We start from the raw sequence: 25,394 nt of genomic DNA, 5'->3' as shown, positions 1-25,394 counted from the left end.
CCCCGCCGCGGCCGGGCGGTGGCCCGGTCCGGCTGGGAAGATTCCCGGCCGGTTCGGGAATTCGTGCCCTGTCGGCCGGACCGTCGCGCGTGTGATCGTGCTGGACGAGGCGAGAGGAGTCCGGCATGCGTCCACGTTTGGATCCGGCTGTGCGCTATGTGCCCTGCCCCGACGGGGTGTACCTGTTCGGCGACCGGGGCGCGCGCACGCTGCGCGGAGCTCGGGCGTTCGACTGGCTCAGCCGGCTCGAGCCGTATCTGAACGGTGAACTGACCCTGGACGAGCTGACCGCGGCGTTGCCCGCCGAGCAGCGGGCCACGGTCGAGGGCATGGTGACCGCGCTGCACGAGCACGGATTCCTGACCGACGCGCAGGCCGACCTTCCGCATCGGCTCTCGGTGGCCGACCAGGGCATCTACGCCCGCGAGATCGCCTTCCTCGCGTGCGCGATCGACTCGCCCGAGCACCGGTTCGAACGGCATCGCGAGGGCCGGGTGACGGTGTTCGGCGCAACGGGGACGGAAGCCGTCGTCACCGCCGTGGTCGCGGCCGGCGTGCGATCGGGTTGGGCCGATGTTCGCGTTGTGGCGACCGAGCAGATCGGCCCGGGGCTGGCGCGGGCCACCGAAGCCGCGCGGCGAGACGATCGGCAGCGGGTGCGCAGCGTCGCGGCGCTGTCGACGGCGGACTTGTGCGACACTGATGTCGTTCTGCAAATCGCCAGTGCCGCAAACGAGTTGGCCACCTTTGCCGACGCCTGTCCGGATGGCGTATCGCTCGGGCAGATGTTGATCGAGATCGACGAAGCGTGGATTTCCGAGGTCGGCGCTCCGGCCGACAGTGCGGCGTGCTGGAAACGACTGCGGGCCAACCGTAAAGCCGCCGGGGCTTCGGGGTCGAATCGCTGGATCAGCGGACCGGTGCCCGCCGTGCTGGCCGCGCACCTGGTCCTCGGGTCCTTCCGATATCGCACCGGACTGGCCGCGCTACCGGCACCGAGCGGACCTCGCGTGGCTCGGCTGGATCTGCGGACCCTGGACCTGACCACGCACAGCGTTGCGCCGATTCACGCTGCCGCCGAACGTGATCCACGAGCGGCGGATGGTTCGATCGCGGCGACACCGGATGATCTGCTCGCCCGGGCCGGCGGTCTCGTCGATCAGTACACCGGCGTCCTCAGCGTTCTCGACGAGGGTAACTTGACGCAGTTCCCGCTGGCGCTCTGCCGTGCCGTGGTCTCCGATCCGGCCGCGGTGATACCGGCCGAAGACGCTCTCGCGGAAGTTGTCGGGTGGGGGCCGGACCAGCGCGTTGCTCGCACCCGCACGGTGCTGCGGGCACTGGCCGTTTACGCGTGGCTCAGCGTGGACGCGGCGGAGACGACCACTGGCATCGATCTGGTGACTGGGGAAACGCGCACTCTGTCAACATCATTCGCGCTGGATGGCGCATCGCTCGTCGGCGTCGCCGCGGGACTCACGCAGGCGGATGCCATCGCGTGGGGGCTGCGCCAGCAGTGCGAATCATTGCTCGTCGAGCGCCGGGCGGTGTGGATGGTGCGGCCCGCTCTGGACACGGGTCGAATGCCGCTCGACGAGGCAGGGATTCGGCTCCTGCACCAGCTGGATCTGGCGGGGTGCCGGACGTCCGTGGCGGACCTCGGCGACATCCTTGGCGTACCGGCCTACGTTGTGCGGACCGAGCACGGCGACGAGGTGGTGAGTTGCGCGGCCACCGCACCGGACGCCATTCGGGCCGGCCTGGAACGCGCGCTGGTGGCCTGGCAGGGCCATCCGAGTAGCTGCTCCGCCGCGACCGTGGCGACGTCCGAGGATCCCGGTCTGCTCGCCAAAGCCTTGTCCGAGTGTGGTTTCGCGCCCGTCGCCTTGCTGCTCGACAGCGACGTCACGCTCGTGCATGCGGTCCGGGTGGTGCTCGATGGGGTATGAGGTCGCCGTGTCCGGCGAAGGACTGCTCGCCGCTGCGGTCAGAGCGGCGCTGACCGCAGCGGGTAACCGCGCCACCGGCGACCGGCAATCCTGCGCCGCGCTGGTCGTCGCCGACGATGGCGAGGACACTGCGCTGCCGATGGTTGACATGCCCTGGGTTCCGTTGCGGCTGAACCACACTCGGGTGCTCGTCGGACCGGGTCGCCTGCCCGGCAAGCCGGGCTGTCCGACCTGCGCGCACCGCCGCCGCGAACACAATCGGGCAGACGCGCCCCAGCGTGCGGCGTTGACCGAGAAGTTCGGCGCGGCACTGCTGCGTCGTCCCTCGCCGTTGCTGTTGGAGACCACGGCGGCGGCCGCCGCGGCGCTCGCGGTCGCTGAAGTGGAGCGGTTGGTGGCCGGCACATCGGATGCCACCCAGTGGAGCCTGGACCTGCAAACCGCGGCCATCAGCGCCCACCCGATCATGGCCGACCCGCTGTGCCCGGATTGCGCGGAGCCGCCCGGCAGCAGCTCCGACTTCGCGCGGACCTTGCTCGCGCCGACGCCGAAGCCACACCCGCGGCGGCTGCGGACTCGCGACCTCACCGCGGATCTACCTGAGCTGCAACGTATTTACGTCGACGCGGACACCGGGATGGTTCGCGCGATCACCACCTGGACCACCGCGACCTGCCCGATGTCCAAGGCGGCACTCGAATCCGAGCAGGCGCCCGCGAGCAGCCACGGTTACGGGCGCGGCTTCGAGGTCGACGCGACCAAGGCCGCCGCGGTCGCCGAGGCGCTGGAACGCCTTGGCGGACAACGTCCTCGCGGCGCGGGCACGGCGGTTCGTGCCGCGTACTCCGCCGTCGCGGACCGAGCCATCGATCCGCGCAGCTTCGGCCTGTACTCCGACGAGGGATACAACGCTCCCGGCTTCCCGTTCCATCGCTACCACCCGGACCTGGAAATTCCCTGGTTGTGGGCGTACTCGTTCGCCAGGGCCGAACCGGTGCTGGTGCCGCAGTGCCTGGCCTACTACGGCGTGCACGGCGGGCGTTTCGCCTACGAGACGTCGAACGGCTGCGCCGTCGGGAGTTCGCTCGCGGAGGCTGCCCTGCACGGGTTGCTGGAGGTCACCGAGCGGGATGCCTTCCTGCTCACCTGGTATGCCCGGCTACCCGCACCGCGGGTGGACCTGAATTCTGCGGTGGATCGGCGGATTCCGCTGCTCGCGGATCTCGTCGCGCATGAATTCGGCTACGAGGTAATGGCTTTCGACTGCACGACCGAGGCGAAGGTGCCGGCGTATTGGCTGATGGCCGTCGATCGGACGCCCGACGACGGCAGGCCGCGGGTCTTGTGCGGGGCGGCGGCGCATGTGTTCGCCGAGCAGGCGTTGCTGAGCGGCGTGCAGGAAATGGTCGCCATGCTGGAGGGATTCGTCGCCCGCTACGATCGCGAAGCCGCCGGCCGGCTGGTCGCCGACGACAACAAAGTCGCCGACATGGACGACCACAGCATCCTCTACGGCCACCCGGAGGCCTTTGCGCGCTTGGGTTTTCTGCCTATCGACGGCCCGCTCGAATCGATATCCGGCGACTCGTGGCCCGAATATACCGATCTCACTGAGGATCTGCGGCAGCTCGCCGACCGCTACGTGGCGAGCGGTCTCGATGTGCTTGTGGTCGACGAGACCTCGCCGGAACATCGTGCGGGCGGGTTCGCCTGTGCGAAGGTCCTCGTGCCCGGCACGCTGCCGATGACCTTCGGCCACCGGAACCGCCGGGTGCACGGACTGCCGCGAATCCGCAGAGCACCAAGAATTCTCGGCTACGCCGACCGTGACCTCGCGGCAGATGAGGTCAATCCGTATCCGCATCCGTTCCCCTGAGGAGGCGGTCGATGAGCGCCGAGATCGGTTCATTGCTCACGACATTCCTGGATCGCAGCCGCAGGCCCGCGAACGGTCCGATCGACTGGAACGTCGCTCCCGCGCGGTATAAGCATTACCCCGAGGCCGAGCGAGTGAACTTGCCTTGGGACGAGGAGGAACCCGCCACCGCGTCGATCGGTGCACTGCTGCTCGAGCTGTGCGGCGTCACCCGGGTGCTGTGGACGCCGGTGCTGGACCACGACGGCATGCCGGTGCCCGGCGCGGTCAACATCCAGCACGGACGGTCCGCTCCGTCCGGCGGTGCGCTGTATCCGCTGACTGCCTATGTCGCCGTTGGCGGTCCGGAAACCGGTCTTTATCACTATGATTCGGCGCATCACTGCCTCGAGCTGTTGCGACCGGGCGATCACCGTGGCGCGCTGTCCGCGCTGGTGCCCGATCCGCCGGAGATCCTGCCCGCCGCGCTGGTCGTGCTCGCAACTCGATTCTGGCGCAACGGATTCAAATACGGTGAGTTCGGATACCGCTTGCAGACACAGGAAATCGGCGTGCTCGCCGCTCAGGCCGAGGCGGTGGCCGCGCGCCTGGCCACCGCCGTGGACACCCGCCTGCACTTCGCCGACGAGTCGGTGAATGCCCTGCTCGATCTCGATCCGCGCGCAGAGGCCGCGCTGGCCATGATGTTCGTCGGGGAGGACACCGGGGCTGAGAGCACCGCGGAGCTGATCGGGTCGGCTCCGGCCGCTGCCAGTGAGCGCACACCGGCGATCACGGACAAGTTGCCGGCGATGGCGGCGTTGCACGCGGCATCCGTGACAGCGCCGGACAACCTGGCGGCGGAACCGCCGCCATATCCGGTGGAGGCCGGGCGCACGGTCGCACTCCCGCGGATACCGGTAGCCATCGACGCGGGCATCGAGAGCCGATCGTCACCCGCTGACGGGTTCTACCCTCGCGCCATCGAGATGAACCGGTTGGCCGGTCTGGTCGGTGCGGTCGCCGACCGCTGGATGGGGTTCGGCCGGGGAGCGGCACTGTACTGCCTCGCCGCCCGGGTCGACGGGCTCGCATCCGGCCTGTACCGCTACGATCCCGCCGAACACGCGCTCATCGAAATCGCCCGTGGCGTTGATGATTCCATCCGATACCACCCCATCGTCGGTGAGGCCGCTGCCGCTCTCCTGCCGGTCGGCGATTTCCGCGCGGGCATCGCCGCCGCCGGAGCCCGCTGGTATCGAATAGTGCAAGCCGATGCGGGTGTCGTCCTCCAGCGAGGAGCCCTCGCTGCCGCCGCACTCGGCCTCGCCGCCCGCATCTACTCCGGCGAAAGTCCCGATTTCATTGCTCATCTCGGCTGCACTGCCGACCGCACCGTGCTGGCCGCCTTGCTGATCGGCGTGCCGCGTGCGGTCTCGACCCTGGAACATCGGATTCACCCGTGCGGGTGAGCCTGCGCAGGGTAGGGGGCACGCAGTGTCGCCGCTGAACGAATCAGTGCAGCAACCTCTTTGGCGCGACTGCTCGATGGCCAAGCGATCAGGGTGGTGGCTTGCGGCGACCGCGGCGCCCTGCTCGGGCCACTGCCAGGCGCGGCTGAAGGCGGGGATGACGAGCAGGGTTCGCCCGAGCAGGGCGCCGCGGTCGCCGTTGGCTCGCCACCCTCTCGGACGACGGTCCGCGCGGCAGTTCTTCGACGACAGAGGTGTCGTCCCCCGGTGCTGGGGGAGAGCCGAATCTGGTTGCAGGCGTGTCTATTCAGGTATCGGGTCGACTAGCGGCGCAGTTCGGCGAGTACCTGACGGGCTTGGTTCTGAGCGCCGTGACCGTTGGGATGCAGCGGGGCGGCGAGGTCGGTGGGGATAGGGCCTTCGAGCCACTTCGTGCCCGGGGCCTGGCACATGTCGTGGCCGATGCTGCTGGTGTAAGTGTCCACGTAGGTGGCGTTGTGGCGGGCTGCTTGCTCGGTGAGGACCTGGTTGAGCAGTTTTATCGTGTCCCGCAGGAAGGGGACGTCGCCGTCGGAGATCGGGACGATCGGCCAGCAGCCGGGGCCGGTTTCCGGCAGCACCACCGGATAGCCGACGAGCAGCACCTTGGCCTTCGGTGATCGCCGGTGGATACCGTCAAGTGCCGCACCGACTTTGGGGGCGACGTCGCGGACCTGCTCGGCCAGCGTGTCGGTGCCGCCTCTGGTGTAGAAGTCATTGCAGGGGGAGCCGTGCGGGACCGCCGCGTCCCGCACGCCGCAGTTGAACACGACGTCGAAGGCCGGAATGTCGTTGCCGCCGATGCCTAGGGTGACCAGTGCGGTGTCCGGTTTCAGTGCGTCGAACTGTGGTGGATTGCCGGTGGCCACCTGGGGATCGGTGAGGGCCTTCGTAGTCGCGCCGGCACAACTGGCGTCGGTGAAGGACTTGGGTTTGATCGCGGCCGCGACCAGGCGGGGGTAGTTGCGGTCGGCCCTGGCGCACAGCGGGGCCACGAACGGGAGGAACGATCCCGACGTGTAGGAATCGCCGAGCGCGACGTAGGACGGATAGTCGGACGAGGTCGCCTCCGGTTCCGCGGCGGCGACCGGCGCGGCGACGGTGCCCGCGAGGGTGATCAGGATGGCCATGAATACGGGTCGCTTGGACATCGACATTCTCCTGTGCAAGTCAATGCGAATCGCCCTGGCTCGGATGATCGGCCAGGGCTGGGACACTCGATCAATGGTGTCCCATGCCACACTAGAATCGATGACGCCCGCGCCGCCAGATTCCCCAATTCCCCAGTTGACGTCGACCGATCCGGTGCTGCGCGCCGCAGTCGAGATGTTTCTCCGCGACGGTTGGATCGACGCCAGAGCGCTGGCGACGGCCGCCGGTATCGGCCGTTCGACGCTGTACCGGCGCTACGGCGATCGGACGCAGATCCTCGGCGAAGTCATCTGGGTGATCGCGACCGCGGGGTTCGCGGAGATCCGCCGCGAGTGCGGTGGGCAGGGTGCGGCCGGCGTCGCCGAAATAGTGCGACGCTGCCTGTATCTGTCCGCCGGATATCCGGCCATGCGGACCTTCGTCGCGCAGCACACCGACACCGCTTTACAGGTGCTGACCTCCCGCGACGGTGTCATTCAGCGACGCTTCGTGGCCTCGATCGCGCAACTGATCCGCGAGGATGTCGGCGAACCCGACGACATCGACGCCCACACCCTGGCCTACGCGATCGTCCGGATCGGCGAGTCCTTCTACTTCCGTGAACTCATCACCGGTGAACCCGACGACATCGACGCCGCCGCAGCCGTGATCCGCCGATTACTCAAATAAGGGTCCCGACCGCGCTGCGCGAGTGGCGCAGGCCACTGAGTGGGCCGGAGTTGGCGGGTTAGGATCACTCAAGCAAATTGCCCGCAACCTGACCCGGCGAAAGGGAGGCGGTACGTTTGAACGTCCTCGGCGGCGCAATCATGGTCAATGTCCCGGATCCCGATGTCTCGGCCGATTTCCTGATCAAACACCTCGGCTTCACCGACACCATCTCCGATGATGGCCTGGCCGTAGTCTTTTCCGCCGAAGCCGACCTCCATATCGCATTCCTGCGCGTCGGCGCCCCCGACTTCGTCCCGGAATCCGTCGCCGGCCCCTTGAACAAGGGCATGATCATCGTACTGGTCATCGACGACGTCGACGCCGAGTACTCCCGACTCCGGCAAGCAGGGGTCGAAATCATCACACCACCCGTCTTCTCCAAATGGGAAGGCAGCTCAGGCGAACGATACTTCCAAATGCGCGACCCCAACGGAATCATCGTCCGCCTCACCGAGTGGATGTAGCGTCCGGCCCTGACAAAGTGCACAGGCGACTCGGATCGGTTCCTCGGATTCGTCAATTGAACGACCTCCCCGTGGTGCTGATTGCTGATTGGTAGCTGAACCAGCGCCGCGACGAAGGAGGGACTATGTCCATCAAGCAGTACAACTCCGGCTGAAATTAATTTGGGTCTGGATGTCGAGAACGTGTGGGCGGCTCCGTCCTAGGGGTAGAGCGGCCAGAATGGGCCGCGCGACTGAGGAGGAAGACCGCTATGCGCAAGCTCATCGTCCAGCAGTGGGTGACCGTCGACAATATTGTTGCGGAGGAGGATGGCGGGCTCAGTTTCGTCACGGCGGAGCCGTTCTCCGAGAAGTCGGATCAGGTGTATCAGGCGAGTGTGATGGGGTTCATCGATTCGGTCGACACGATGATTATCGGTGCGAACACCTATGCCCAGTCCAAGGACTACTGGCCCTATGCCAAGGATCAGGGCGAGTATGGCGAGAAGGTCAACGGGCTGACCAAGTTCGTCGCGTCGACGACGCTCGAGGATGCTCCCTGGGGCGACTTTCCGGCCGCGACCGTCACTCGCGACCCGGCTGCCACCATTCGTGAGCTGAAGCAGCAGAGCGGCAAGGACATCTGGGTGTGGGGGAGCTTGACCCTCGTGCGCTCTCTGTTCGACGCAGGCCTGGTCGACGAAGTCCAGATGCGCGTGTGCCCGGTCGCCCGCGGCAAGGGTGCCCGCGTTTTCGAGGACCCGCGCGAGCTGAAACTGGCCGAGGCCACCGCATTCGACAACGGCCTGGCGCTGCTGCGCTACGAGGTCAAGAAGTAGGCGCCCCGAAAAGCCTTCAGCGCGTGCGATTTACCCGCGTCTCGTCCCAAACCGGAGTATCGCGTTCGTAGACGGTGCCGTCGGAACCGAAGACCAGGAATCGGTCGAATTCGCGGGCGAACCAGCGGTCGTGGGTGACGGCGACGACGGTCCCGGCGAATTCGGCGATGCCCTGCTCGAGCGCGTCGGCGGAGTGCAGGTCGAGGTTGTCGGTGGGCTCGTCGAGCAGCAACATGGTGACGCCGGACAGTTCGAGCAGCAGGATTTGCAGCCGGGCCTGCTGGCCGCCGGAGAGTTCGTCGTAGCGCTGCTCGGCGGCGCGGGCCAGGCCGTAGCGGTCGAGCACCCGGGTGGCCGCCTCACGGCCCATGCCGTCGCGGTGTTCGTTGCCGAGATGCAGGATCTCCAGCAGCGTTCGCCCGGACAGGTCCGGTCGCGAGTGGGTCTGCGCGAAATAACCGGGGCGAACTCGAGCGCCGAGCACCGCGGTGCCGGTGTGCGGCACCGGCGCGAGGTCGATGTCCTGGATCGGCCGGTGTTCGTTCTCCGGATCGGTGCCGCCCGCGGCCAGCAGCCGGAGGAAGTGTGACTTGCCGGATCCGTTGGCGCCCAACACCGCAACGCGATCGCCGAACCAGATCTCCGCGTCGAACGGGCGCATCAATCCGGTGAGTTCGAGCTGCGTGCAGACCAGTGATCGCCGTCCGGTCCGGCCGCCGCGCAACCGCACGGATACGTTCTGCCGCAACGGAATAGCCTCCGGCGGCCCGGCCGCCTCGAACTTGGCCAACCTGGTCTGCGCGGCGTGATACCGCGCCGCGACACCGTCGTTGAACTTGGCCTTCTCCCGCAACCGCAGCACCAGCGCACGCAACTTGGCGTGGTCTTCGTCCCAGCGCCTGCGCAATTCGGCCAAGCGCGAATTGCGATCCTCGCGCGCCTGCTGATATCCGGCGAAGCCGCCACCGTGAATCCAGGACGTCGCGCCGCTGACCCCGGGTTCGAGGGTGACGATCCGGGTGGCCGCGTTCGCGATCAGCTCGCGATCGTGACTGACGAACAGCACCGACTTGTCCGACTCGGCGATCGTCCGCTCCAGCCACTGTTTGCCGGGCACGTCCAGATAGTTGTCCGGCTCGTCGAGCAGCAGCAACTCGTCCGGCCCGGCGAACAACGCCTCCAGCACGACCCGCTTCTGCTCGCCGCCGCTGAGCGTGCGCACCGACCGCCACTTGGCTTTGTCGAACGGAACGCCGAGGGCGGCCGTCGTCACCCGATCCCAGAACGTTTCGGCGTCGTATCCGCCGACGTCGACCCAGTCCGTCAGCGCGTGCGCGTACGCGAGCTGAGTCGACTGCTCGTCCTGCTCGATCAACGCGTTCTCGGCCGCGTCGAGTGCGATCGCGGCCGCACGAACCGCGGGCGCGGCCACCCCGATCAGCAGGTCACGCACGGTGGTCTCGTCGTCGACCTGCCCGACGAACTGCCGCATCACACCCAGACTCCCGGACCGGGTCACCGAGCCGCCATCGGGCGTGAGATCGCCGGCGATGAGCCCGAGCAATGTCGTCTTCCCGGTGCCGTTCGGCCCGATCAGCGCCGCCTTGACCCCCTCGCCGATCCGGAAGCCGACCCCGTCGAGCAGCTGTCGCCCGTCCGGGAGGAAGTAGTCGAGATCCGCGATATCTATGTGCGCCATGGGACTTCCAGCCAACCCCACCGACGCGGCCCCTGGCAACTCGGTTTCCGCGGAGCCCGCGACGAGTTGCTCCGATTCAACTGCTATCGATAGAGTCGTGAAAATGGGCGAGGCGGTGGGCCAGTCGGGTCGGACGGTGTCACCTGCGCTTATGCGCGCTACTACGGCGACGTTGCAGCGGTTGGGTCCCAGGCAGTTCAATCTCACCGCGGTCGCCGAGGCGGCCGGTGTGTCCCGCGGCACCGTGTACAACGCCTTCGGTAATCGAGACGCGGCGATCAAATCAGCGCTGGACTATGTGACGTCGGCGTTCATCGAAGCGCTGGTCACCGAGGTGCGGCAACACCAGACCCTCGCCGACCAGGTGGCGGCTGCGGCGGTGCTGATCTGTGCGCATCGGCAACGCGCCGACACGATCGCGCCGGGGACTAGCAACGAATCGGTACTGCTGTTGTTGCTGCGCAACAGTGGCGACGATCTGCTGGCGCGGTCCATGGACTTGTGGAAACCGCTGGTGCGTGAGGCAAAGGAGCGCGGCGAGATCCGTGACGGTGTCGATCCGGCCACCGTCGGCGAGTGGATCGTGCGGATGCTGCTCAGCTTCGAACTGCTGCCGCCGATGCAGGTGAATCTGGACAACCCTCGGGCGGTACGCCGCTTCGTTTCCGAGCACATCGTCGCGGGTTTCGCCGGTAGTTGAACCGCTGGTCGGTCAGCCTTCCTGAGCGCAGAGCTTCTCGGAAACGTCCCACAGGGCAGCCGCATTGGCCTCGTCCAGCGCGTACGGCGCAGCGTTGCTGCGGATTTCGCAGTTCGCGAGATACACCGAACCGATGTCGGTGAGCTCCGGGCTGACGGCCGCCCACACCTGGGTGGCGGCGCCCTGTTCGGGCGTCGAGATCTTCGGGCGCGCATCGGTTTCGGGGGTTTGCTCGGTGGCGCGCCGGGCCCGGCGCGGCAGATAGCCGCGCATCGTGGTGAGGTCCTCGGCGGTCATGTGCTTGGCCAGCGACGTCGCCACCATGCCCGGATGCACGGCGTAGGCCCGCACGCCGCGGTCACGCAGTCGCCGGTCCAGCTCGACCATGTGCAGCACGTTGGCGGTCTTCGAGGCGCCGTAAGCCCGGAACTTGTCGTATTCGCGGTCGTGCCAGTTGAGGTCGGCCAGGTCGACGTCGCTGATCCGGTGGCCGTCGGAGGACAGGATGACCACTCGCGCACCGTTCGCGGCGACCAGCTGGGGGACCAGTAGCCGGGTGAGTTCGAAGTGGCCGAGATGATTTGTGCCGAACTGGGTTTCGAAGCCGTCTACCGTCCGGCCGAACGGCGTGAACATGACCCCGGCGTTGTTCATCAGCACATGGATCCGCGGGGCGAGTTCGGCGATCGTGGCCGCCGCGACCCGCACGCTGTCCAGCGAGGTCAAATCCAGTGCGACCGTGGTGGTCCGCGCACCGGGCACCTCCGCATCGATCCAAACCTGAACCGCGGCAAGCACTTCGGCGTTCCGGGCGGCCAGCACGACATGCGCCCCCGCCGCAGCGAACGCCCGCGCCGATTCCCGGCCCAATCCGGAAGACGCGCCGGTGATTACGCAAACTTTGCCGTGCAGGTCGACACCTACGACGACCTCCAGCGCGGTAGTGAGAGGCATATTGAACAAAGTATGTCAGTGTGTTCAACAAGTCAACGCGAGTTCGTGACGTGGTAACGCATGGCATCTCTCTCTCGGATGCTGTTCCGCTGCAGGAGGACTCGCTGTCGTTCAGGTGGGCGGCTGTGCGTATGCCAGGGCGCAGCGCTCCCGTCCCTGCCTCGGCGAGCTGGATCTGCCGCCGACGACGATCCTCCGGATCAATGGTCTTGCTGATCAGGCCGTGGCCGTCGAGTCGATCAACGAACGTGACAAGGGTCGATTCGAACTTCCCGCGGGATACGCGGCTCGCACGAACTGATCGTCGAGACCGCGATGTAGACATCGCCGCCTCGGCTCCGACGTTTCGGGTAAGGATGGGTCGGCTGGGCGCATCCGTGAACGCGAAGGAGTCGTGATGAAGTACGTGATCCTGATTCACTCCAACCCGCAACCCTGGGGTCATCCGACGGGCGACTATCTGCCCGAGGTCCAGGCGATGCCACAGGAAAAGCGGGATCGGCTGAACTCCGATTTCGAGAAGTTGCTCGGTGAGATGCAGGAGAAGGGTGAGTTGGTGGGCGGGGAGGCTCTCGGCGCCCCCGAGTCGTCCCGGCTGTACCGGTGGGGTGATGGGAAACCGCTGGTTACCGACGGGCCGTACTCCGAGGCCAAGGAGCATCTGGCCGGATTCTTCCTGATCGATGTGGAGAGCCACGCCCGCGCCGAGGAGATCACCGCGCAGTTCGCCGGCCCGGGGGAGACCGTCGAACTGCGGCCCGCGATGTGGCAGGGCGGCGACGACCAGTGAGCGACCGGGTGGTGGAGGACGTGTGGCGGCAGGAGTCGCCGCACGTCCTCGCCGCCCTGCTGCGCAGACACGGCGACCTGGGCGACTGTGAGGACGCCGCGCAGGAAGCGGCGGAGGCGGCGGCGACCCAGTGGCAGCGCGACGGGGTGCCCGCCAATCCGCGCGGGTGGCTGATCACCGTGGCGTCGCGGCGACTGATCGACCGGGTGCGGGCCGACCGGGCGCGCGCGGGGCGCGAAGAAGCGGTGGCCGCCGCAGAGCCCGGCGACTCGGCTCTCGCGCCGTCGGCGGATCAGGCCACGGCCGACGACGACATGTTGCAGATGTTCGTGCTGTGCTGCCACCCGAGTCTGAGTCGCCCCTCTCAGGTCGCGTTGACCTTGCACGCCGTCGGTGGCCTGAGCACCGACCAGATCGCCGCCGCCTACCTCGTTCCGCCACGCACCATGACGCAACGGCTGACCCGGGCCCGGTCGACCTTGCGGGCGGCCGGCGCGGCATTCGAGCTACCGAGCCGAGCGGAACTGCCCGCGCGCATCGCATCCGTCCTCGACGTGTGCCACCTGCTGTTCACCGAGGGGCATACCCGCTCTGCCGGTGGCGCGCTGGTGGATTGGAGCCTGACCGGCGAGGCGATCCGGCTGACCCGCCAATTGCATTGTGCGATAACGGATCACGACGAGGTAGCGGGTGCGCTCGCGCTGATGCTGCTCACCCACTCGCGCGCGGCGACGCGCACCTCGAACGGCAATCTGGTCCCGCTGGCCGAACAGGACCGCTCCCGGTGGGACAGTGACTTGATCGCGGAGGGCGTCGCGATCCTGGAGCGAGTCCTGCCCCGCGGCCATGTCGGCCGGTTCCAGTTGCACGCGGCGATCGCGGCAGTGCACGCGGAGTCGCCTACTTGGGAGAGCACCGACTGGCAGCAGATCAGCATCCTGTACACCATGCTCGACCGCGTCGCGCCCGGCCCGATGGTGACGCTCAACCGGGCCGTCGCCCTCAGCATGTCGGTCGGCCCGAAGGAGGGTCTGGACCTGATCGCACCCTTGCTCGACAACCCGGCTATGCGCCGCCACCACCGAACTCACGCGGTGCGTGCGCACCTGCTGGAAATGATCGGCGACCTGCCCGGCGCCACCGAAAGCTATCGGCGGGCCGCCCAACTCGCCGCGAGCGTCCCCGAACAGCGGTACCTCAACGACCGGGTACGCCGCCTCACCGACCTGGATTAACACGGAAGGCCATGCGCGCGGCCGACATTCGAGAGGACAACCGGTTGTCCTGCGAACTTTCGGCGCGTCCGCGCGCCGCCGCTGCCACACTGACTGCACCGGGCCTGTCGAGCGTTTCCGGGTCGCGGCATCGGATGTCGATCGGTGGGGACAGGAGCGTGATCGCATGTCGCAGAGGTCGAATCAGCGGGCAACCCGGGGCGAGGACGCGGTACTCCTAGCCGCCGGGCTGGCGGATCTGGCGCTGAGCCGGATCGGCCCGGTGCTCGATCGGGCGTTCGGGCTACTACGCCGATCGGATCTGCCGGGTCTGGCCGGCGCGGCGGAAACCGACCTGAAGGCCCGCGGTCGGCTGGCGCTGGACCGGAATGCGCTTGTGCCGCAGGCGCACATGGAACTCCTCGCGCAGCGGGTCGTCGCGCGTAAGTCCGGTTCCGGTGCGGACTGAGCGGTACGACGCCTGCGCTTTCAAGGCTCGCGTCGACGGCATCCTCGAGGAGTTCGTCGGACGGGAACGCGACCAACTGCTCGACATCGACCCGCGACTACGTCCGGTGGCCGATCAGCTCGTGCTGGCCAGCGGGCAGGGGAAGCGGTTACGGGCGGCCTTCTGCTATTGGGGTTGGCGCGCTTCCGGACAACCGGACAGCGACGCCTTCGTCCGCGCCGCGGCGGCACTGGAATTGGTGCACGCGGCGGCGAGCGTGCACGACGACATCATCGACGACAGCCCGCTGCGGCACGGATTGCCTACCGCCCAAACCGCTTTGCATGCATTGCGCGCACGCGAGTTCGAGCAGACCGGTAAGGCTCTGGCCATGTTGGTCGGGGATCTGCTGATGGCGCTGGCCGGTCAACTGTTCGTGACCAGCGGACTGCCCGCGGCCTACCTGTCCCGGGCCCGACCGCTGTGGGCGGTGCTGGCCCGGGAGCTGATCGCCGGCGAGTGTCTCGAAATACTGTGCACCGGAGCGGTTCCCGATGTGCACGAGTCGTTGAAGGTGGTGCGCTACAAGACGGCCAAGTACACCGTCGAACAACCCTTGCTCATCGGCGGCGCGCTGGGCGGTGCGGATGGCCGGTTGCGGAAAGCGTTCTCCGCGTACGGCTTACCGTTGGGCGAGGCATTCCAGCTCCGTGACGACCTGCTCGGCCTCTTCGGCGACCGAGCCCACACGGGCAAGGCGAATCTCGACGATTTCCGGGCCCGCCGCCCCACCGCCCTGCTCGCCGAAACCTGGCGAACCGTCGACAGTTTGCAGCGGGCACGGCTGATCCGGCTACTCGACCTCGCCGAACCCGACGATGCGGACCTGTGCGAATTGCGTGACCTGATGACCGAGGTCGGCGCGCCCGACCGGATCGAGCAGATGATCACCGCCCGGGTCGAGGAAGCCACGGACGCCCTGGCCGACGTGCCCGCGCCCGCCGCTCGCGCGCTGACCGAGCTGGCCCACGCGGCCACCACGCGTCGCTACTGATTCGCCACCGAGGCAAGGAGTTTCGATGAGCTATACGCAAGAGTCGATGGACGCGCTGCGACTGCACGGTGACGAACTCGCCGATGCCACCGTGGCCACATTGTTCGAACGCGGGGAGGTGGGCAAGTTCAACACCCTGATGCGTTACGTATCCACCGCCGGTTCGCCGCTGCCCGACGACCTGCCCGAGGTCGCCCGCGAGTATCTGCACACGACCGCCGCCCCGCCCGCCTGGGTGGACTGGGACGAGATGGAGAAGGCCAGGCTGTTCTTCATCGACAACAACGTGCACATCTCCACCGCGCTGTCCTTCGCCGCCATGCCCGCGTGTTACGTCGTGCCGCCGGTGGCGAAACTGCTGTCCGCCACCCATTCCCTGGAGTATCCGTCCAAACGCATGGCCGAGACCGGACAGTTCACCGTGTATCTCATGCAGCCCGACGCCTTCGAGGCCGGGAGCCGTTTCGTGCCCGCCGTGCAGAAGGTGCGGTTGCTGCACGCCGCCATCCGCCACCACCTCTCCCGGGAAAACCGCTGGGACACAGCCGAATGGGGGACGCCGATCTGCCAGGAGGACATGATCGGCGGCCAGATGCTGTTCTCCATGCTGGTTCTCGACAGCCTGCACCGGTTGAACATCCACATGAGCGTGGACGGCGCCGAGGCCTACTTCTACGCCTGGCGGGTGGTCGGCGCGATGCTCGGCGTCGACCAGGCACACGCCCCGACGGACCTGACCTCCGCGCGCGAATTCCTCGACAACTACCTGACTCGCCACATGGGGCCGAGCGCGGAAGGAGTGAATCTCACCCGCCAGCTCATCGACCTCTACGAGGAGGTCGTCCCCGGCACCTTCTTCGACCCGGTGGTCGGCGCCCTCATCCGCTACCTCATCGGCGACACCTGCGCCGACTGGCTAGCGGTGCCGCGCACCGCTTGGGACACCGCCGTCAAAGCCGCCCCGGCTCTGCTCGGCGTACTCGAAACCATCGAGGACAGTTCACCTTTGGGCGAGTGGGCCCTGGACCGCCTAGGCCACCTCACCACCTGGTTCGAGCTCAGCTCGCTCACCCGCGGCCGCGTCATGCAATACGCCATCCCGGAAGAACTCAAACCCGATTTCGGCGTCTCCTCCGCAGCCTCCCGCGCCCACCGCTGGATCCCACCGGAACCCACAGCCGCGCTCGCGTAGCCGATCTCCCGCGCTGGTCCGGTCAGTCGGCGGCAGCCTGGCGGATGTGGTGGGCGAGGGCGGTGAGGGCGGGTGATGAGGCTTTGGCTTCGGCGCCCCAGGCCAGCAGGTGGTGGCGGCGTGACCAGGGGTCCGAAAGTTCGCATACCGCAACGGATTCGTCGGCGATCACCGCATTGCGGGGCACGATGGCCAGACCGACGCCTGCGGCCACCAGGGTGATCACCGTGGTCAGGTTCGCGACGCGGGTGCGGTAGCGCGAATGCGGGCCGCCGTGGGTGCCGATGTTCTGCTCGATCCATTGTTGCAGTGAGGAACCGGTGTCCAGGCCGACCAGCGGATGTTCGGCGACCTCGCGGTAGGTCAAAGTGGTTCGCCCGGTGAGGATTCCGCCGGCCTGGCCGATTACCACGAGCGAGCCGTCGCAGAGCGGCTCGACCTCCAGTCCGCAGTCGCCGGCCTCGTTGTCGATCAGGACGCCGAGGTCGGCCTCGCCGTCGGTGAGCATCCGCACCATCCGGGGTGTACGACGTTCGGCGACAACGACATCGATGCCGGGTTCGGCGCGCAGAAACGAGATCAGCGCCTGCGGAATGATCCGGTGCATCGCGCCGCCGCCGCCGAGCAGGGTCAGCGAGGCGACGGGTGAATGCGTGTATCCGGCGAGGGCGCTGTCGAGTCGGGCCGTTTGCCGCAGCACCTCGCGTGCGTGACGCGCCAAGGTGGCGCCCGCGGGGGTGGGTCGTACGCCGCGCCGACCGCGGATCAGCAGGGGGAGGCCCGCCTGGTTTTCCAGCGCGCGCACCCGAGCGCTGGCCGAGGGCAGGCTCAGGTGCATCCGGCGTGCGCCCGCCGTGATGGATCCCTCCGTGACGATGTCGAGAAACAGCCGCAGGTCGACCAGGTCGTAGTGCACCCGGTGAGCCTATGTCGCTGGCTTAGGCTGCATGCGTGGATTGCGCATTGTGCCGAGGTGGACCGATCGGCGAATCTTGGTATCTGGCGTGCTGTTTCCGCACGCAAGGACGCGAGATCGTTGATACGGAGGTGTCGTGGTGACCCGCCCTGCCACAAACCCGGACGGACTGCTGCCGACCGCAGAGGAGTCGTCTGCCGATGTCGCGCGTCTACTCCGGGCCTTCGGCCGCCGAGCACTGTTCTTGGCGGCGCTCGCCCTCCTCATCGGCCTGCACCTGCTGGCGCTGGTCCTCGCCTTGGCCGGTGTCGGACTCCTCGTTGCATCGATGTCCGGTGGCGACATCGAACGCCCAGCCGGACATGGTTGACGTGGAATCGGCAATTGTCCACAACAAAGCGAATGTGGTGCAACCGTCGGAGTCTATGGCAAAGTTGTTTTAACGCTGATTGCGTCTAGGTACTTTTGCAGACCTACCTAACTATTTACCTATCGAGCCCGACGAATTACCTATTGAGCGAATGGCATGCGCGCGAGTACCTTTGGCCGCGTCGCTGCTGGACACGTCATTTGAGCGTTGAAACACCGCTGGTAGCGAAATTCGATGAGGGCTCGCCTTGGATTATCTGCGTGTTTTCCGTTCGCCCGATTCCGGCGCGCTGTTGTCGACCGCGGCAGGTCCGGTGCTTTTCGGCACCGCATTTCTCGCGATCGAGCACCTGCCCGCTACTCCGTTGTGGAACGCGGTATTCCGGGTATTGCCGGCCGGTTCGGTATTGATCGCCTTCCGTCCCGCGCTGCCGCACGGCGTGTGGTGGCTACGGATGGTCATCCTCGGTGTGCTGAACTTCGCCGCCTTCTTCGGTTGTCAGGCCATTGCCGCGCACCGGCTCCCCGGCGGCGTGGTGTCGACCATCGCCGCAGCGCAATGCGTCGTCGTTCCGCTGGTGGTGCTCGCGTTCGGCCGGCGGCTCGGCGCAAGACAGTTCACCGCGCCGGTACTCGGTTTGATCGGCGTCGGGCTGCTCGTGCTGCGCGGCGGGATATGGACGGACACGACCGGCATCGTGGCGGCCGCCGCCCTCGCCCTGCTCTCGGCCACCGGCATGGTGCTCACCCGGCGCTGGGGAGTGCCGCCGTCGGCGCACCCGCTGAGCGCGGTCGCCTGGCAGATGCTCGCCGGTGGACTGATTCTGGTGCCGCTGGCCGGCGTGTTCGAGGGCGGACCGCCGAGCCTGACGCTCAGCCAGCTCGCCGCGACCGCGTGGTTGTCGATCCCGGCGACCGCGCTGGCGTTCGCGCTGTTCTTCGGCGGTCTCTACCGCGGCGTCGAGCCGACGACCGCGTCCCGGCTCATGCTGCTCGGCCCGGTGGTCGCGGTGGCGCTGGGCTGGGTGTTCGCGGCCGAAAGCCTGACCGTGCTGCAATTCGCCGGGGTCCTGCTGGTGCTGGCCGCGCAATTCGGCGGACTCGAACGCGGCGGCGCGAATCGGGTGGCGAGTGGTTCAGCTCGGACGGACGGTGAGCACGGTGCGCTCGCCGACGTCGACGGTCAGGTCCGCTCGACCGTATTCGTCGGCCCGGACACTCGCCTCGACCGCACCGAGTAACTGGTAATCACGGTGTGGCGCAAGCTGATCCAGCCGAACCGTGCACCGTTGCGGCTGGAGTCCCGCGCGAAGGACCGCGTCCAGGCCCGCACCGTCGGTGACCGCCTTGGCGACCAGCACCGCGGGATAGGGCACGGCCCGAATGCGCGGGCCGCGCGCCCACTGTTGCGGCCTCGGCACCGTCATCATGTCGGTCAACGCGTGCGCGCGGCCCAGCCCACCCAACCCCAGCATGCCGTTGGCGTGCACGGACGCTCGTTCGAACGCCCACACGCCCGGCTGCGGCTGATCGGGGGAGAACTGCAATTGCCGGGTCGCCTCCGTCCACAAGGTGTCCCACCACTCGGTCTCGCCGCATTCCTGCGCGAGCAGCAGTGCCGCGGCGAGGGGTTCGGCGTTGGTCGGCGCGCCGGAGCCCCAGTCGCCCGCCGTCGGTGATTCCTTTCCGGCCGAGGCCGGGACCAGGTATCGGCCGCTGTCGAGCCATTCGTCGCGCAGGATTTCCCAAGCCCGCCAAGCCAGATCCGGGAGTAGCGGGCTGACGAACCCGGCGATCGCGGCCGTCGAGGCGGGACCGCGGAAGGCGCGGGCGGACAGTCCGAGGCCGGAGACGAGGAACGCGATGATGTCACCGTCGCCCGCGGTGAACTCGGTGTCCAGCCGATCCCGCAGCCGGGCCGCGATGTCGACGGCATGCCGGGTTCCGTTCAACGCGTCGAGCACGGCGACACCGGCGGTCGCGACGGCATTGCAGTAGGGAAATACCAGACCGTTTCGGCGACCCCGGCCGACCGGCACCGGCTCGCACGCCCACAGACACAGGTCGGTGCCGAAGTTCCGCAGCACGATGTCGTTGATCGCAGGGTGGTCGTAGGTGTAGATCTGCTCCGGCGATCGCTGGAACCGCAACGATCTCGGCTGATCGAACCTGGCGTCACCGGTCGCCTGCCGGAACATGGCGAGCTGGAGGTTGAGGTATCCGGTGAACATGATGTTCTGCGGCACGTCGATCGGGTCGGCGCGCCGATGCCGAAAGTCCCAGTTGCCCAACAGGTTCTGCTGATACCAATAACCCCAGACCTGTGCGTCCTGCATGCGTGTGAAGAGGTTCAGTTGCGCTTGGTGCGGAGCACCCCAATAGGCCGGGGTGTGGGCATAGCCGAACATCGACAGTCCCCAGCCGACCGCGTTGAGTTGATATCGATACTGCTGCAACGGACCTGGGCCCTCGCGGTCGAAACCCGTCCAGCTGTCCACCGGTTGCAGGGCCAGCCTGGTCAGATGCCGGTGCAGCCGAAGCTGATCGGGGCTCGCTTCGCTGACCAGCGGCAAGGCCTGACGTCTGAGGGGGATGGGAGCGGTGAGGATCGGGCAGTGCAACGTCGCGCGGCGCTGTTCGAGATAGCGTTCCCGTTCTTGCCCGACGCGCTGGGCGCTGCGGTGTCGCAGCTGTTCGCGCAGCACGATGCCGAGCGTCACCCCGATAGCGAGGGCAGGCGCGGCCCACGATACCCAGGCCAGCGGAAAAGATTGGGCGCCATGCGAATTCGTCAGCAGAGCGCCGGCCGTCGCCGCGCCGACGACGATGGCCGGGACTGTGACATGGTCCGAACGGGCGATGGCACGGAACATGAACGCCCACCCGGTCGCCGCCGCGACGAGGAGAAATCCGGCGATATGCGCGGCCGCGACAAGTGCGACCGGTGCACTCAGCGTGGTCCAGCCGACGGCAGCCACCGCGGCAACCACCACCACGGACGCGACGACACGACGATCCCGCAGCGCCCAACCGAGCGCCACGATCACCATGGCCAGCACGACGACGTGCACAGCGGTGAAGCCGGCGCCACCGACATGATGGTGGTGCGGCGCCGGCATCGCATACAGCAACCCGGCCCCGGGAACCGCCAGCCCGGCCGCGAACGCCCGCCACGGCGCGGACAGCTCGAGCAGCGACGGCCCGACCGCGAGCACCACCCACCCCGACAGCGACACCGCCAATGTCCGACGCCAAGCTCGGCTGGTGATCGGCCCGCGCACCCGGCGCGCGGCACTCGGCGTGGTCGAGATATCCAGGGTCACAGTGCTTTCCGATGCAACGCGGGTTCGAGGCGGGCGTCGAGCAACTCGGGGTAGGCCGAAGTTTCGGCCGGCCGCTGTCGTGTCGCCGGATCATCAGGACGACGCCCCCGTCTGAGCACTATCGCCAGGCGCGGCCCGACGACCAGCACCAACCCGGAGAGCAACGCGCAGCACAACATGCCGACTTCTCCTCATCCCTCTGGCGGCACCGCGAAGTCGCGGCGAGAACCGGACCGCTGGTTCGAGGTTGGCTGCCGGGTCGCATTCACGCATCAGTAGGCGGATAGGTACGTAGGCAGGCTAAGGTCCCTGGCCATGGGTGCTCGAGACCGCTCCGAGGGGCCCGGCATGCGTTCCGCTCCGGATGCGTTCGTCGGAAGACAGCCGGAACTGGACCAGATCATCACATTGCTGCTGTGCACACCACGCTTGGTCACCCTGCTGGGGCCAGGCGGAATCGGCAAAACCCGGCTGGCCTCGGAGGCTGTCGCCCGGTTTCAGCGCAGCACGGGCGTCGAGGCGCATTGGGCCAGGCTGGCCCGCCTTGCCGCCGGCGCCGACGCGACCGCGGTCGCGGAGGAGATCGCGCACGCGGTGCTGGAGATCGACTTCTCCGGTCGCTCGGCGTGGGAGGCGATCGTCGATGCCCTGGCCGGCCCCGGCGAACAGGTGGTGCTGGTGCTGGACAACTGCGAGCATGTGCTCGACGGTGTCGGCACCGTGGTCAACCAGCTGACCGCCGAATTGCCGAACCTGACCATCGTCGCGACGAGCCGGGAGGCGATCGGCTGGATCGACGAGCACCGGGTTCCGGTGCCGCCGTTGTCCCGCGAGCACGGTATCGCGCTGTTCCAGCAGCGGTCGGAGCTGATCGGCCGATCGGTCATCCATCCGGATCAGGCGGAGATCATGGCGGAGATCTGCCGCCACGTGAACAACCATCCGTTGTTCATCCGGCTCGCCGCGGCCCGTTTGGTGCGCGAGCCGCTGCCGATGATTCTGCGCGAACTCAGTGGCGAGGCGCCCGATGACCAGCGGTTGCGCTGGTCGGACGGTCCCAGGGTGGGCGCGGACGCGCGGCATCGCGGGGTGCGCGACGTCATCTCGTGGTCCTACGAGCTGTGCGATGAGCAGGAGCGGATCCTGTTCGAGCGGATGGCGGTGTTCGCGGCCGGTTACGACATCAATCCAGAGGATGTCCCGGACGGCGCGGCGCTCGATGTCGGGGCCGAGCGGGAGGCGATCGAGTTCGTCTGCTCCGATCCGGCTGGTGACGGGCCGATTCGGTTGCCCCGCAGCGCGATTCCGGATCTGCTCGATCGCCTGGTGGATCAATCGCTGGTCTCGGCACACCTCACGGCGACCACGGTCCGGTATTCGCTGCTGGAGAGCATCCGCGTGTTCGCGCAGCAACGACTCGAACTGCGGTCGCGGGACGGGCTGGACGAACGGGCGCGACTGGAACGCAGACATCGCCAGTACTACCGCGACAAGGTGGTCGACGCGGCGACGAATTGGTTCGGCGCGGCCGAATTGCAGTACCTCGACTGGGCGCGTGCGGCGTGGGACAACATCCTGACGGCGATCGACCGCAGCCTGGCCGAGCCGGGGCAGGCCGCCGTCGGCCTCGACATCTGCCGCGGTCTGCTGGCGATCCGGTTGCCGTTCCTCGGTTGCTCGTTCCGCGAGATCCGGCTCTGGTCCGCCAGGACGCTGCAGGCGACCCGGCTGCTCGCGCCCGAGCCGACCGGGAATCAGCTCGAGACAACAGCTTTGGTGGTGTGGATCGCGCTGTGTCAAGGGACGCTCGCGGAAGCCGAGGCGATGCTCGACGAATGCGTGCGGACGTGCCTCGGCGAGGGCGCGGACCTGGACGATTGGCGTGCTTCGGCGGACACCGATCTGGGCCTGACCGCGGCCGTCGAGTTCGCCTGGGGCGTCGAGCTTTTGATCGCCCGCAGCGACCCGCGCTCGATCATCGTGTTGAGCCGGGCCGCGGAGAAGTACCGCCGGGACAACGATGTCGGCGGTTCGGTGATGGCCGAACTCTTCGGCGCGCTCGCGTCCGGTCTGCTCGGCACCGTCGAGCAAGCCGACGCGATGACCGCGAGTTTCCTTGCGCGGGTGGAGGGATCGGGCGCCTCCTGGGTGCACTCGTGGGCCCGACTAGCCCGGACCGTCGCGCTCGTCCGCGCCGATCAATCGAGCGAGGCACTGACGCTCGGCCGTTCGGCGCTGACCCACCTGACCAAGATTCGAGACCGGTGGGGCGAGCTGTGGGCGGTGCAGTTCCGGACCTGGGCGCTGGCGCGACTCATCGAGCAGGCCCAGCAGGCCAAGGCGGACCGGCCGCGCTTGGTCGCCGCGGCCACGGAGATCGCGCAGCTCGCCGGTGGCACGAAAGTGCTTCTCGCCGAGACGAATATGGACGTCAGCAGGCTGGGACCGTTCTCGGCGGAGACGGTGAAGGCGGTCACCGCAGCGCGCGTGGTACTCGGCGAAACCGCTTACGCGGCAGCCGAAAAGCAGGGGCTCGGGCTCCGGCCGGAGCGCGGCGAACTGCAATCGTTCGCCCTCGGCTCGCTGTCGCTGTATCGGCCCAGAGCGGAGGACGTGTGGACGTCGCTCTCGCCCGCCGAAGGGGAAGTCGCGATCCTGGCCGCGGCGGGCTGGACCAACAGCGCGATCGCGGTCCGCCGGGGCATTTCGACGCGAACCGTCGACGCGCAGGTCGCGTCCGTGTTGCAGAAGCTGGCGATCGGTTCCCGCGCGGAGATCGGCGAGCTGGCGCCGCGTCCGCTGCGTGATCGGATGCGCGCGGAATCCATGCGCGCGCCGGGTCGTCAGCCGGGGCGTCGCGGAACGTAACGCCAATTGCGGTGCGTAGGTGAGGTACCGATGCGTATGCCGATGCCGTCACCGGTCACGCCCGGCATGGTCGCTGGGCAGCGGTTCGTCCGCTGTGCGTTCCCCGCCTACGTTTCCTCGCCGGAAGGCCCGGACTGTGACCACGCCATCAACCAGTGCCCACGCGCCGCGATCGTCACCGCACCACGGATCGCCGGTGTGTCCGGCCGGCGATCGAGTTCCCTTGCACCGCCCCGAATTCGCGGCCGACCCGCACCGGGCCTACGCCGCGATGCGCGCCGAATACGGCTCGCTCGCGCCGGTGGAACTCGCGCCGGAGGTGCCCGCCACGCTGGTGATCGGCTATCACACCGCCTTGCGCATCCTGCACGACCCGGAGCATTTTCCGGCCGATCCCCGCCACTGGCAGCACTCCGTTCCGGCCGATTCCGCCGTGCTGCCGCTGCTCGAGTGGCGGCCGAATGCGTTGCGCAGCGCCGGAGCCGAGCACGCGCGGTATCGGCTGGCGAACACCGCGGCCATCAACGGCATCGATCTGAGCGAACTGCGCAGCACCGTCACCGATCTGGCCACGGCGCTGATCGGCCGATTCCGCCGGGCCGGAAAAGCCGACCTGGTGCGTGAATTCGCGCAGCCGCTGGCGTTCGGGGTGGTCAACGGCATGCTCGGCTGCCCGGCCGACATCGGCGAGCGGATCGCCCGCGGCATGGTCGCGATCTTCGAGGGCGACAATGCGGCCGAGGGCAATCAGCTGCTCACCGCGGCGCTGATGGACCTGGTCGAGCACAAGCGGGCCGCGCCGGGCGAGGACGTCACCACCCGCCTGCTCACCCATCAGGTGGGTCTCGACGATCTGGAACTGGTCCACCAGCTGGTGGTGCTCTACGGCGCCGGAATCGAACCGCTGCAAAACCTCATCCTCAACGCCCTGCTGCTCATCCTCGACGACGACCGGTTCGGCGGCGATCTGCTCGGCGGCAGCCTGTCCACCCGCGACGCGCTCGACGAGGTGCTGTTCACCGACCCGCCGATGGCCAACTTCTGCATCACCTACCCGCGCCAGCCCGTCCTGATCGACGAGGTGTGGCTGCCCGCCCACCAGCCGGTCGTGATCAGCATGTCCGCCGCCAACAACGACCCCGCGATCCGCGCCGACGACCGCACCGGCAACCGCTCCCACCTGGCCTGGAGCGCAGGCCCGCACGCCTGCCCGGCCCGCTCCGCCGCCTACCTGGTCGCCCAGGAGGCGGTGGACCAGCTACTGGATGTCCTACCCGACCTCGAACTATCCGTCCCCGCAGCCCAATTGGTCTGGCGGCCGGGGCCTTTTCACCGTGCGCTGGCCACCTTGCCGGTGACGTTCCCGCCGGTCTTCGCCGACGATTAGTTGCGGTGATGATGCCCACG

General features: G+C 67.8%; 21 protein-coding genes. 16 read left to right on the top strand and 5 right to left on the bottom strand.

Annotation, left to right across the window (positions count from 1 at the left end; translation table 11 throughout):
- The first annotated feature begins 125 nt into the window (after positions 1-125).
- From F3087_RS36860 to F3087_RS36850, 3 genes are read left to right on the top strand one after another with little or no spacing between them, the layout of a single operon-like run.
- Positions 126-1,949 (top strand): hypothetical protein, encoded by a 1,824-nt coding sequence (locus F3087_RS36860; protein ID WP_150406764.1) that lies wholly within the window; start codon positions 126-128, stop codon positions 1,947-1,949.
- Entirely contained in the window at positions 1,939-3,825 is a 1,887-nt protein-coding gene (locus F3087_RS36855; protein ID WP_191094328.1) for a TOMM precursor leader peptide-binding protein, read from the top strand. The genes F3087_RS36860 and F3087_RS36855 overlap by 11 nt, the downstream gene beginning before the upstream one ends.
- 11 nt (positions 3,826-3,836) lie before the next feature.
- Positions 3,837-5,276: a SagB family peptide dehydrogenase gene (locus F3087_RS36850; protein ID WP_150406762.1), complete on the top strand. Its 1,440-nt coding sequence runs from the start codon at positions 3,837-3,839 to the stop codon at positions 5,274-5,276.
- 323 nt (positions 5,277-5,599) lie between these two features.
- Here the strand turns inward: F3087_RS36850 and F3087_RS36840 are convergent, their stop codons facing one another.
- Positions 5,600-6,466 (bottom strand): SGNH/GDSL hydrolase family protein, encoded by an 867-nt coding sequence (locus F3087_RS36840; RefSeq protein WP_223885629.1) that lies wholly within the window; start codon positions 6,464-6,466, stop codon positions 5,600-5,602.
- Between the two features lie 136 nt (positions 6,467-6,602).
- Between F3087_RS36840 and F3087_RS36835 the strand changes: the two genes are divergently transcribed.
- From F3087_RS36835 to F3087_RS36825, 3 genes are all read left to right on the top strand, one after another.
- Positions 6,603-7,136 carry a QsdR family transcriptional regulator gene (locus F3087_RS36835; protein ID WP_150406760.1) on the top strand — a complete coding sequence of 178 codons (534 nt, stop codon included), beginning with the start codon at positions 6,603-6,605 and terminating at the stop codon, positions 7,134-7,136.
- A gap of 116 nt (positions 7,137-7,252) precedes the next feature.
- Positions 7,253-7,642 carry a VOC family protein gene (locus F3087_RS36830; protein ID WP_223885628.1) on the top strand — a complete coding sequence of 130 codons (390 nt, stop codon included), beginning with the start codon at positions 7,253-7,255 and terminating at the stop codon, positions 7,640-7,642.
- Between the two features lie 251 nt (positions 7,643-7,893).
- On the top strand, positions 7,894-8,460 hold the full coding sequence (locus F3087_RS36825; RefSeq protein ID WP_150406759.1) for a dihydrofolate reductase family protein: 567 nt from the start codon (positions 7,894-7,896) through the stop codon (positions 8,458-8,460).
- A gap of 16 nt (positions 8,461-8,476) precedes the next feature.
- On the opposite strand, the gene F3087_RS36820 is transcribed toward F3087_RS36825, so the two are convergent.
- On the bottom strand, positions 8,477-10,159 hold the full coding sequence (locus tag F3087_RS36820; RefSeq protein WP_150406758.1) for an ABC-F family ATP-binding cassette domain-containing protein: 1,683 nt from the start codon (positions 10,157-10,159) through the stop codon (positions 8,477-8,479).
- Positions 10,160-10,310: 151 nt separating this feature from the next.
- Here F3087_RS36820 and F3087_RS36815 point away from each other — a divergent pair, with 151 nt between their 5' ends.
- Positions 10,311-10,859 (top strand): TetR/AcrR family transcriptional regulator, encoded by a 549-nt coding sequence (locus tag F3087_RS36815; protein ID WP_223885627.1) that lies wholly within the window; start codon positions 10,311-10,313, stop codon positions 10,857-10,859.
- 12 nt (positions 10,860-10,871) lie between these two features.
- On the opposite strand, the gene F3087_RS36810 is transcribed toward F3087_RS36815, so the two are convergent.
- Positions 10,872-11,813: an SDR family NAD(P)-dependent oxidoreductase gene (locus F3087_RS36810; RefSeq protein WP_150406756.1), complete on the bottom strand. Its 942-nt coding sequence runs from the start codon at positions 11,811-11,813 to the stop codon at positions 10,872-10,874.
- Between the two features lie 397 nt (positions 11,814-12,210).
- Between F3087_RS36810 and F3087_RS36805 the strand changes: the two genes are divergently transcribed.
- The 5 genes from F3087_RS36805 to F3087_RS36785 all read left to right on the top strand — a co-directional run bounded on the left by F3087_RS36805 (position 12,211) and on the right by F3087_RS36785 (position 16,511).
- Positions 12,211-12,603 (top strand): YciI family protein, encoded by a 393-nt coding sequence (locus tag F3087_RS36805; RefSeq protein ID WP_150406755.1) that lies wholly within the window; start codon positions 12,211-12,213, stop codon positions 12,601-12,603.
- Positions 12,600-13,838: an RNA polymerase sigma factor gene (locus F3087_RS36800; protein WP_150406754.1), complete on the top strand. Its 1,239-nt coding sequence runs from the start codon at positions 12,600-12,602 to the stop codon at positions 13,836-13,838. The genes F3087_RS36805 and F3087_RS36800 overlap by 4 nt, the downstream gene beginning before the upstream one ends.
- Positions 13,839-14,004: 166 nt before the next feature.
- Entirely contained in the window at positions 14,005-14,286 is a 282-nt protein-coding gene (locus F3087_RS36795; RefSeq protein WP_150406753.1) for a polyprenyl synthetase, read from the top strand.
- Entirely contained in the window at positions 14,276-15,319 is a 1,044-nt protein-coding gene (locus tag F3087_RS36790; RefSeq protein ID WP_150406752.1) for a polyprenyl synthetase family protein, read from the top strand. Before F3087_RS36795 ends, F3087_RS36790 begins: the two co-directional genes overlap by 11 nt.
- A 25-nt stretch (positions 15,320-15,344) precedes the next feature.
- Positions 15,345-16,511, top strand: coding sequence for an oxygenase MpaB family protein (locus tag F3087_RS36785; protein ID WP_150406751.1), 1,167 nt, complete (start codon positions 15,345-15,347; stop codon positions 16,509-16,511).
- 22 nt (positions 16,512-16,533) lie between these two features.
- On the opposite strand, the gene F3087_RS36780 is transcribed toward F3087_RS36785, so the two are convergent.
- A complete protein-coding gene (locus tag F3087_RS36780) occupies positions 16,534-17,427 on the bottom strand; it encodes a LysR family transcriptional regulator (RefSeq protein ID WP_150406750.1) in 894 nt (297 codons plus the stop codon).
- 139 nt (positions 17,428-17,566) lie between these two features.
- Here F3087_RS36780 and F3087_RS36775 point away from each other — a divergent pair, with 139 nt between their 5' ends.
- Both F3087_RS36775 and F3087_RS36770 read left to right on the top strand, forming a co-directional pair.
- Positions 17,567-17,797, top strand: a complete 231-nt coding sequence (locus F3087_RS36775; protein WP_191094327.1) for a hypothetical protein — start codon at positions 17,567-17,569, stop codon at positions 17,795-17,797.
- Positions 17,798-18,044: 247 nt separating this feature from the next.
- A complete protein-coding gene (locus tag F3087_RS36770) occupies positions 18,045-19,037 on the top strand; it encodes an EamA family transporter (RefSeq protein ID WP_150406749.1) in 993 nt (330 codons plus the stop codon).
- Here the strand turns inward: F3087_RS36770 and F3087_RS36765 are convergent.
- Positions 18,933-21,119 (bottom strand): linalool dehydratase/isomerase domain-containing protein, encoded by a 2,187-nt coding sequence (locus F3087_RS36765; RefSeq protein WP_150406748.1) that lies wholly within the window; start codon positions 21,117-21,119, stop codon positions 18,933-18,935. The two genes, F3087_RS36770 and F3087_RS36765, sit on opposite strands and share 105 nt — an antisense overlap.
- Positions 21,120-21,467: 348 nt before the next feature.
- Between F3087_RS36765 and F3087_RS36760 the strand changes: the two genes are divergently transcribed.
- Positions 21,468-23,987 (top strand): ATP-binding protein, encoded by a 2,520-nt coding sequence (locus F3087_RS36760; protein WP_191094326.1) that lies wholly within the window; start codon positions 21,468-21,470, stop codon positions 23,985-23,987.
- Positions 23,988-24,123: 136 nt separating this feature from the next.
- The gene (locus tag F3087_RS36755; protein WP_150406746.1) at positions 24,124-25,374 is read left to right on the top strand and encodes a cytochrome P450 family protein; all 1,251 of its coding nucleotides are present in this window, start codon (positions 24,124-24,126) and stop codon (positions 25,372-25,374) included.
- Positions 25,375-25,394 lie beyond the last annotated feature (20 nt).

This window comes from Nocardia colli (assembly GCF_008704205.1).
In the GTDB taxonomy this organism is placed as follows: Bacteria; Actinomycetota; Actinomycetes; order Mycobacteriales; family Mycobacteriaceae; genus Nocardia; species Nocardia colli.
The sequence above is the reverse complement of the archived record's forward strand: the minus strand, read 5'-3'. Positions and strand labels throughout refer to the sequence as shown.

Excerpts from the sequence above, each read along its gene's own strand:
- F3087_RS36860 (WP_150406764.1), top strand. The coding sequence starts at position 126 with ATGCGTCCACGTTTGGATCCGGCTGTGCGCTATGTGCCCTGCCCCGAC.
- F3087_RS36855 (WP_191094328.1), top strand. The coding sequence starts at position 1,939 with ATGGGGTATGAGGTCGCCGTGTCCGGCGAAGGACTGCTCGCCGCTGCG.
- F3087_RS36850 (WP_150406762.1), top strand. The coding sequence starts at position 3,837 with ATGAGCGCCGAGATCGGTTCATTGCTCACGACATTCCTGGATCGCAGC.
- F3087_RS36840 (WP_223885629.1), bottom strand. The coding sequence starts at position 6,466 with ATGTCCAAGCGACCCGTATTCATGGCCATCCTGATCACCCTCGCGGGC.
- F3087_RS36825 (WP_150406759.1), top strand. The coding sequence starts at position 7,894 with ATGCGCAAGCTCATCGTCCAGCAGTGGGTGACCGTCGACAATATTGTT.
- F3087_RS36820 (WP_150406758.1), bottom strand. The coding sequence starts at position 10,159 with ATGGCGCACATAGATATCGCGGATCTCGACTACTTCCTCCCGGACGGG.
- F3087_RS36815 (WP_223885627.1), top strand. The coding sequence starts at position 10,311 with ATGCGCGCTACTACGGCGACGTTGCAGCGGTTGGGTCCCAGGCAGTTC.
- F3087_RS36810 (WP_150406756.1), bottom strand. The coding sequence starts at position 11,813 with ATGCCTCTCACTACCGCGCTGGAGGTCGTCGTAGGTGTCGACCTGCAC.
- F3087_RS36805 (WP_150406755.1), top strand. The coding sequence starts at position 12,211 with ATGAAGTACGTGATCCTGATTCACTCCAACCCGCAACCCTGGGGTCAT.
- F3087_RS36795 (WP_150406753.1), top strand. The coding sequence starts at position 14,005 with ATGTCGCAGAGGTCGAATCAGCGGGCAACCCGGGGCGAGGACGCGGTA.
- F3087_RS36785 (WP_150406751.1), top strand. The coding sequence starts at position 15,345 with ATGAGCTATACGCAAGAGTCGATGGACGCGCTGCGACTGCACGGTGAC.
- F3087_RS36760 (WP_191094326.1), top strand. The coding sequence starts at position 21,468 with ATGCGTTCCGCTCCGGATGCGTTCGTCGGAAGACAGCCGGAACTGGAC.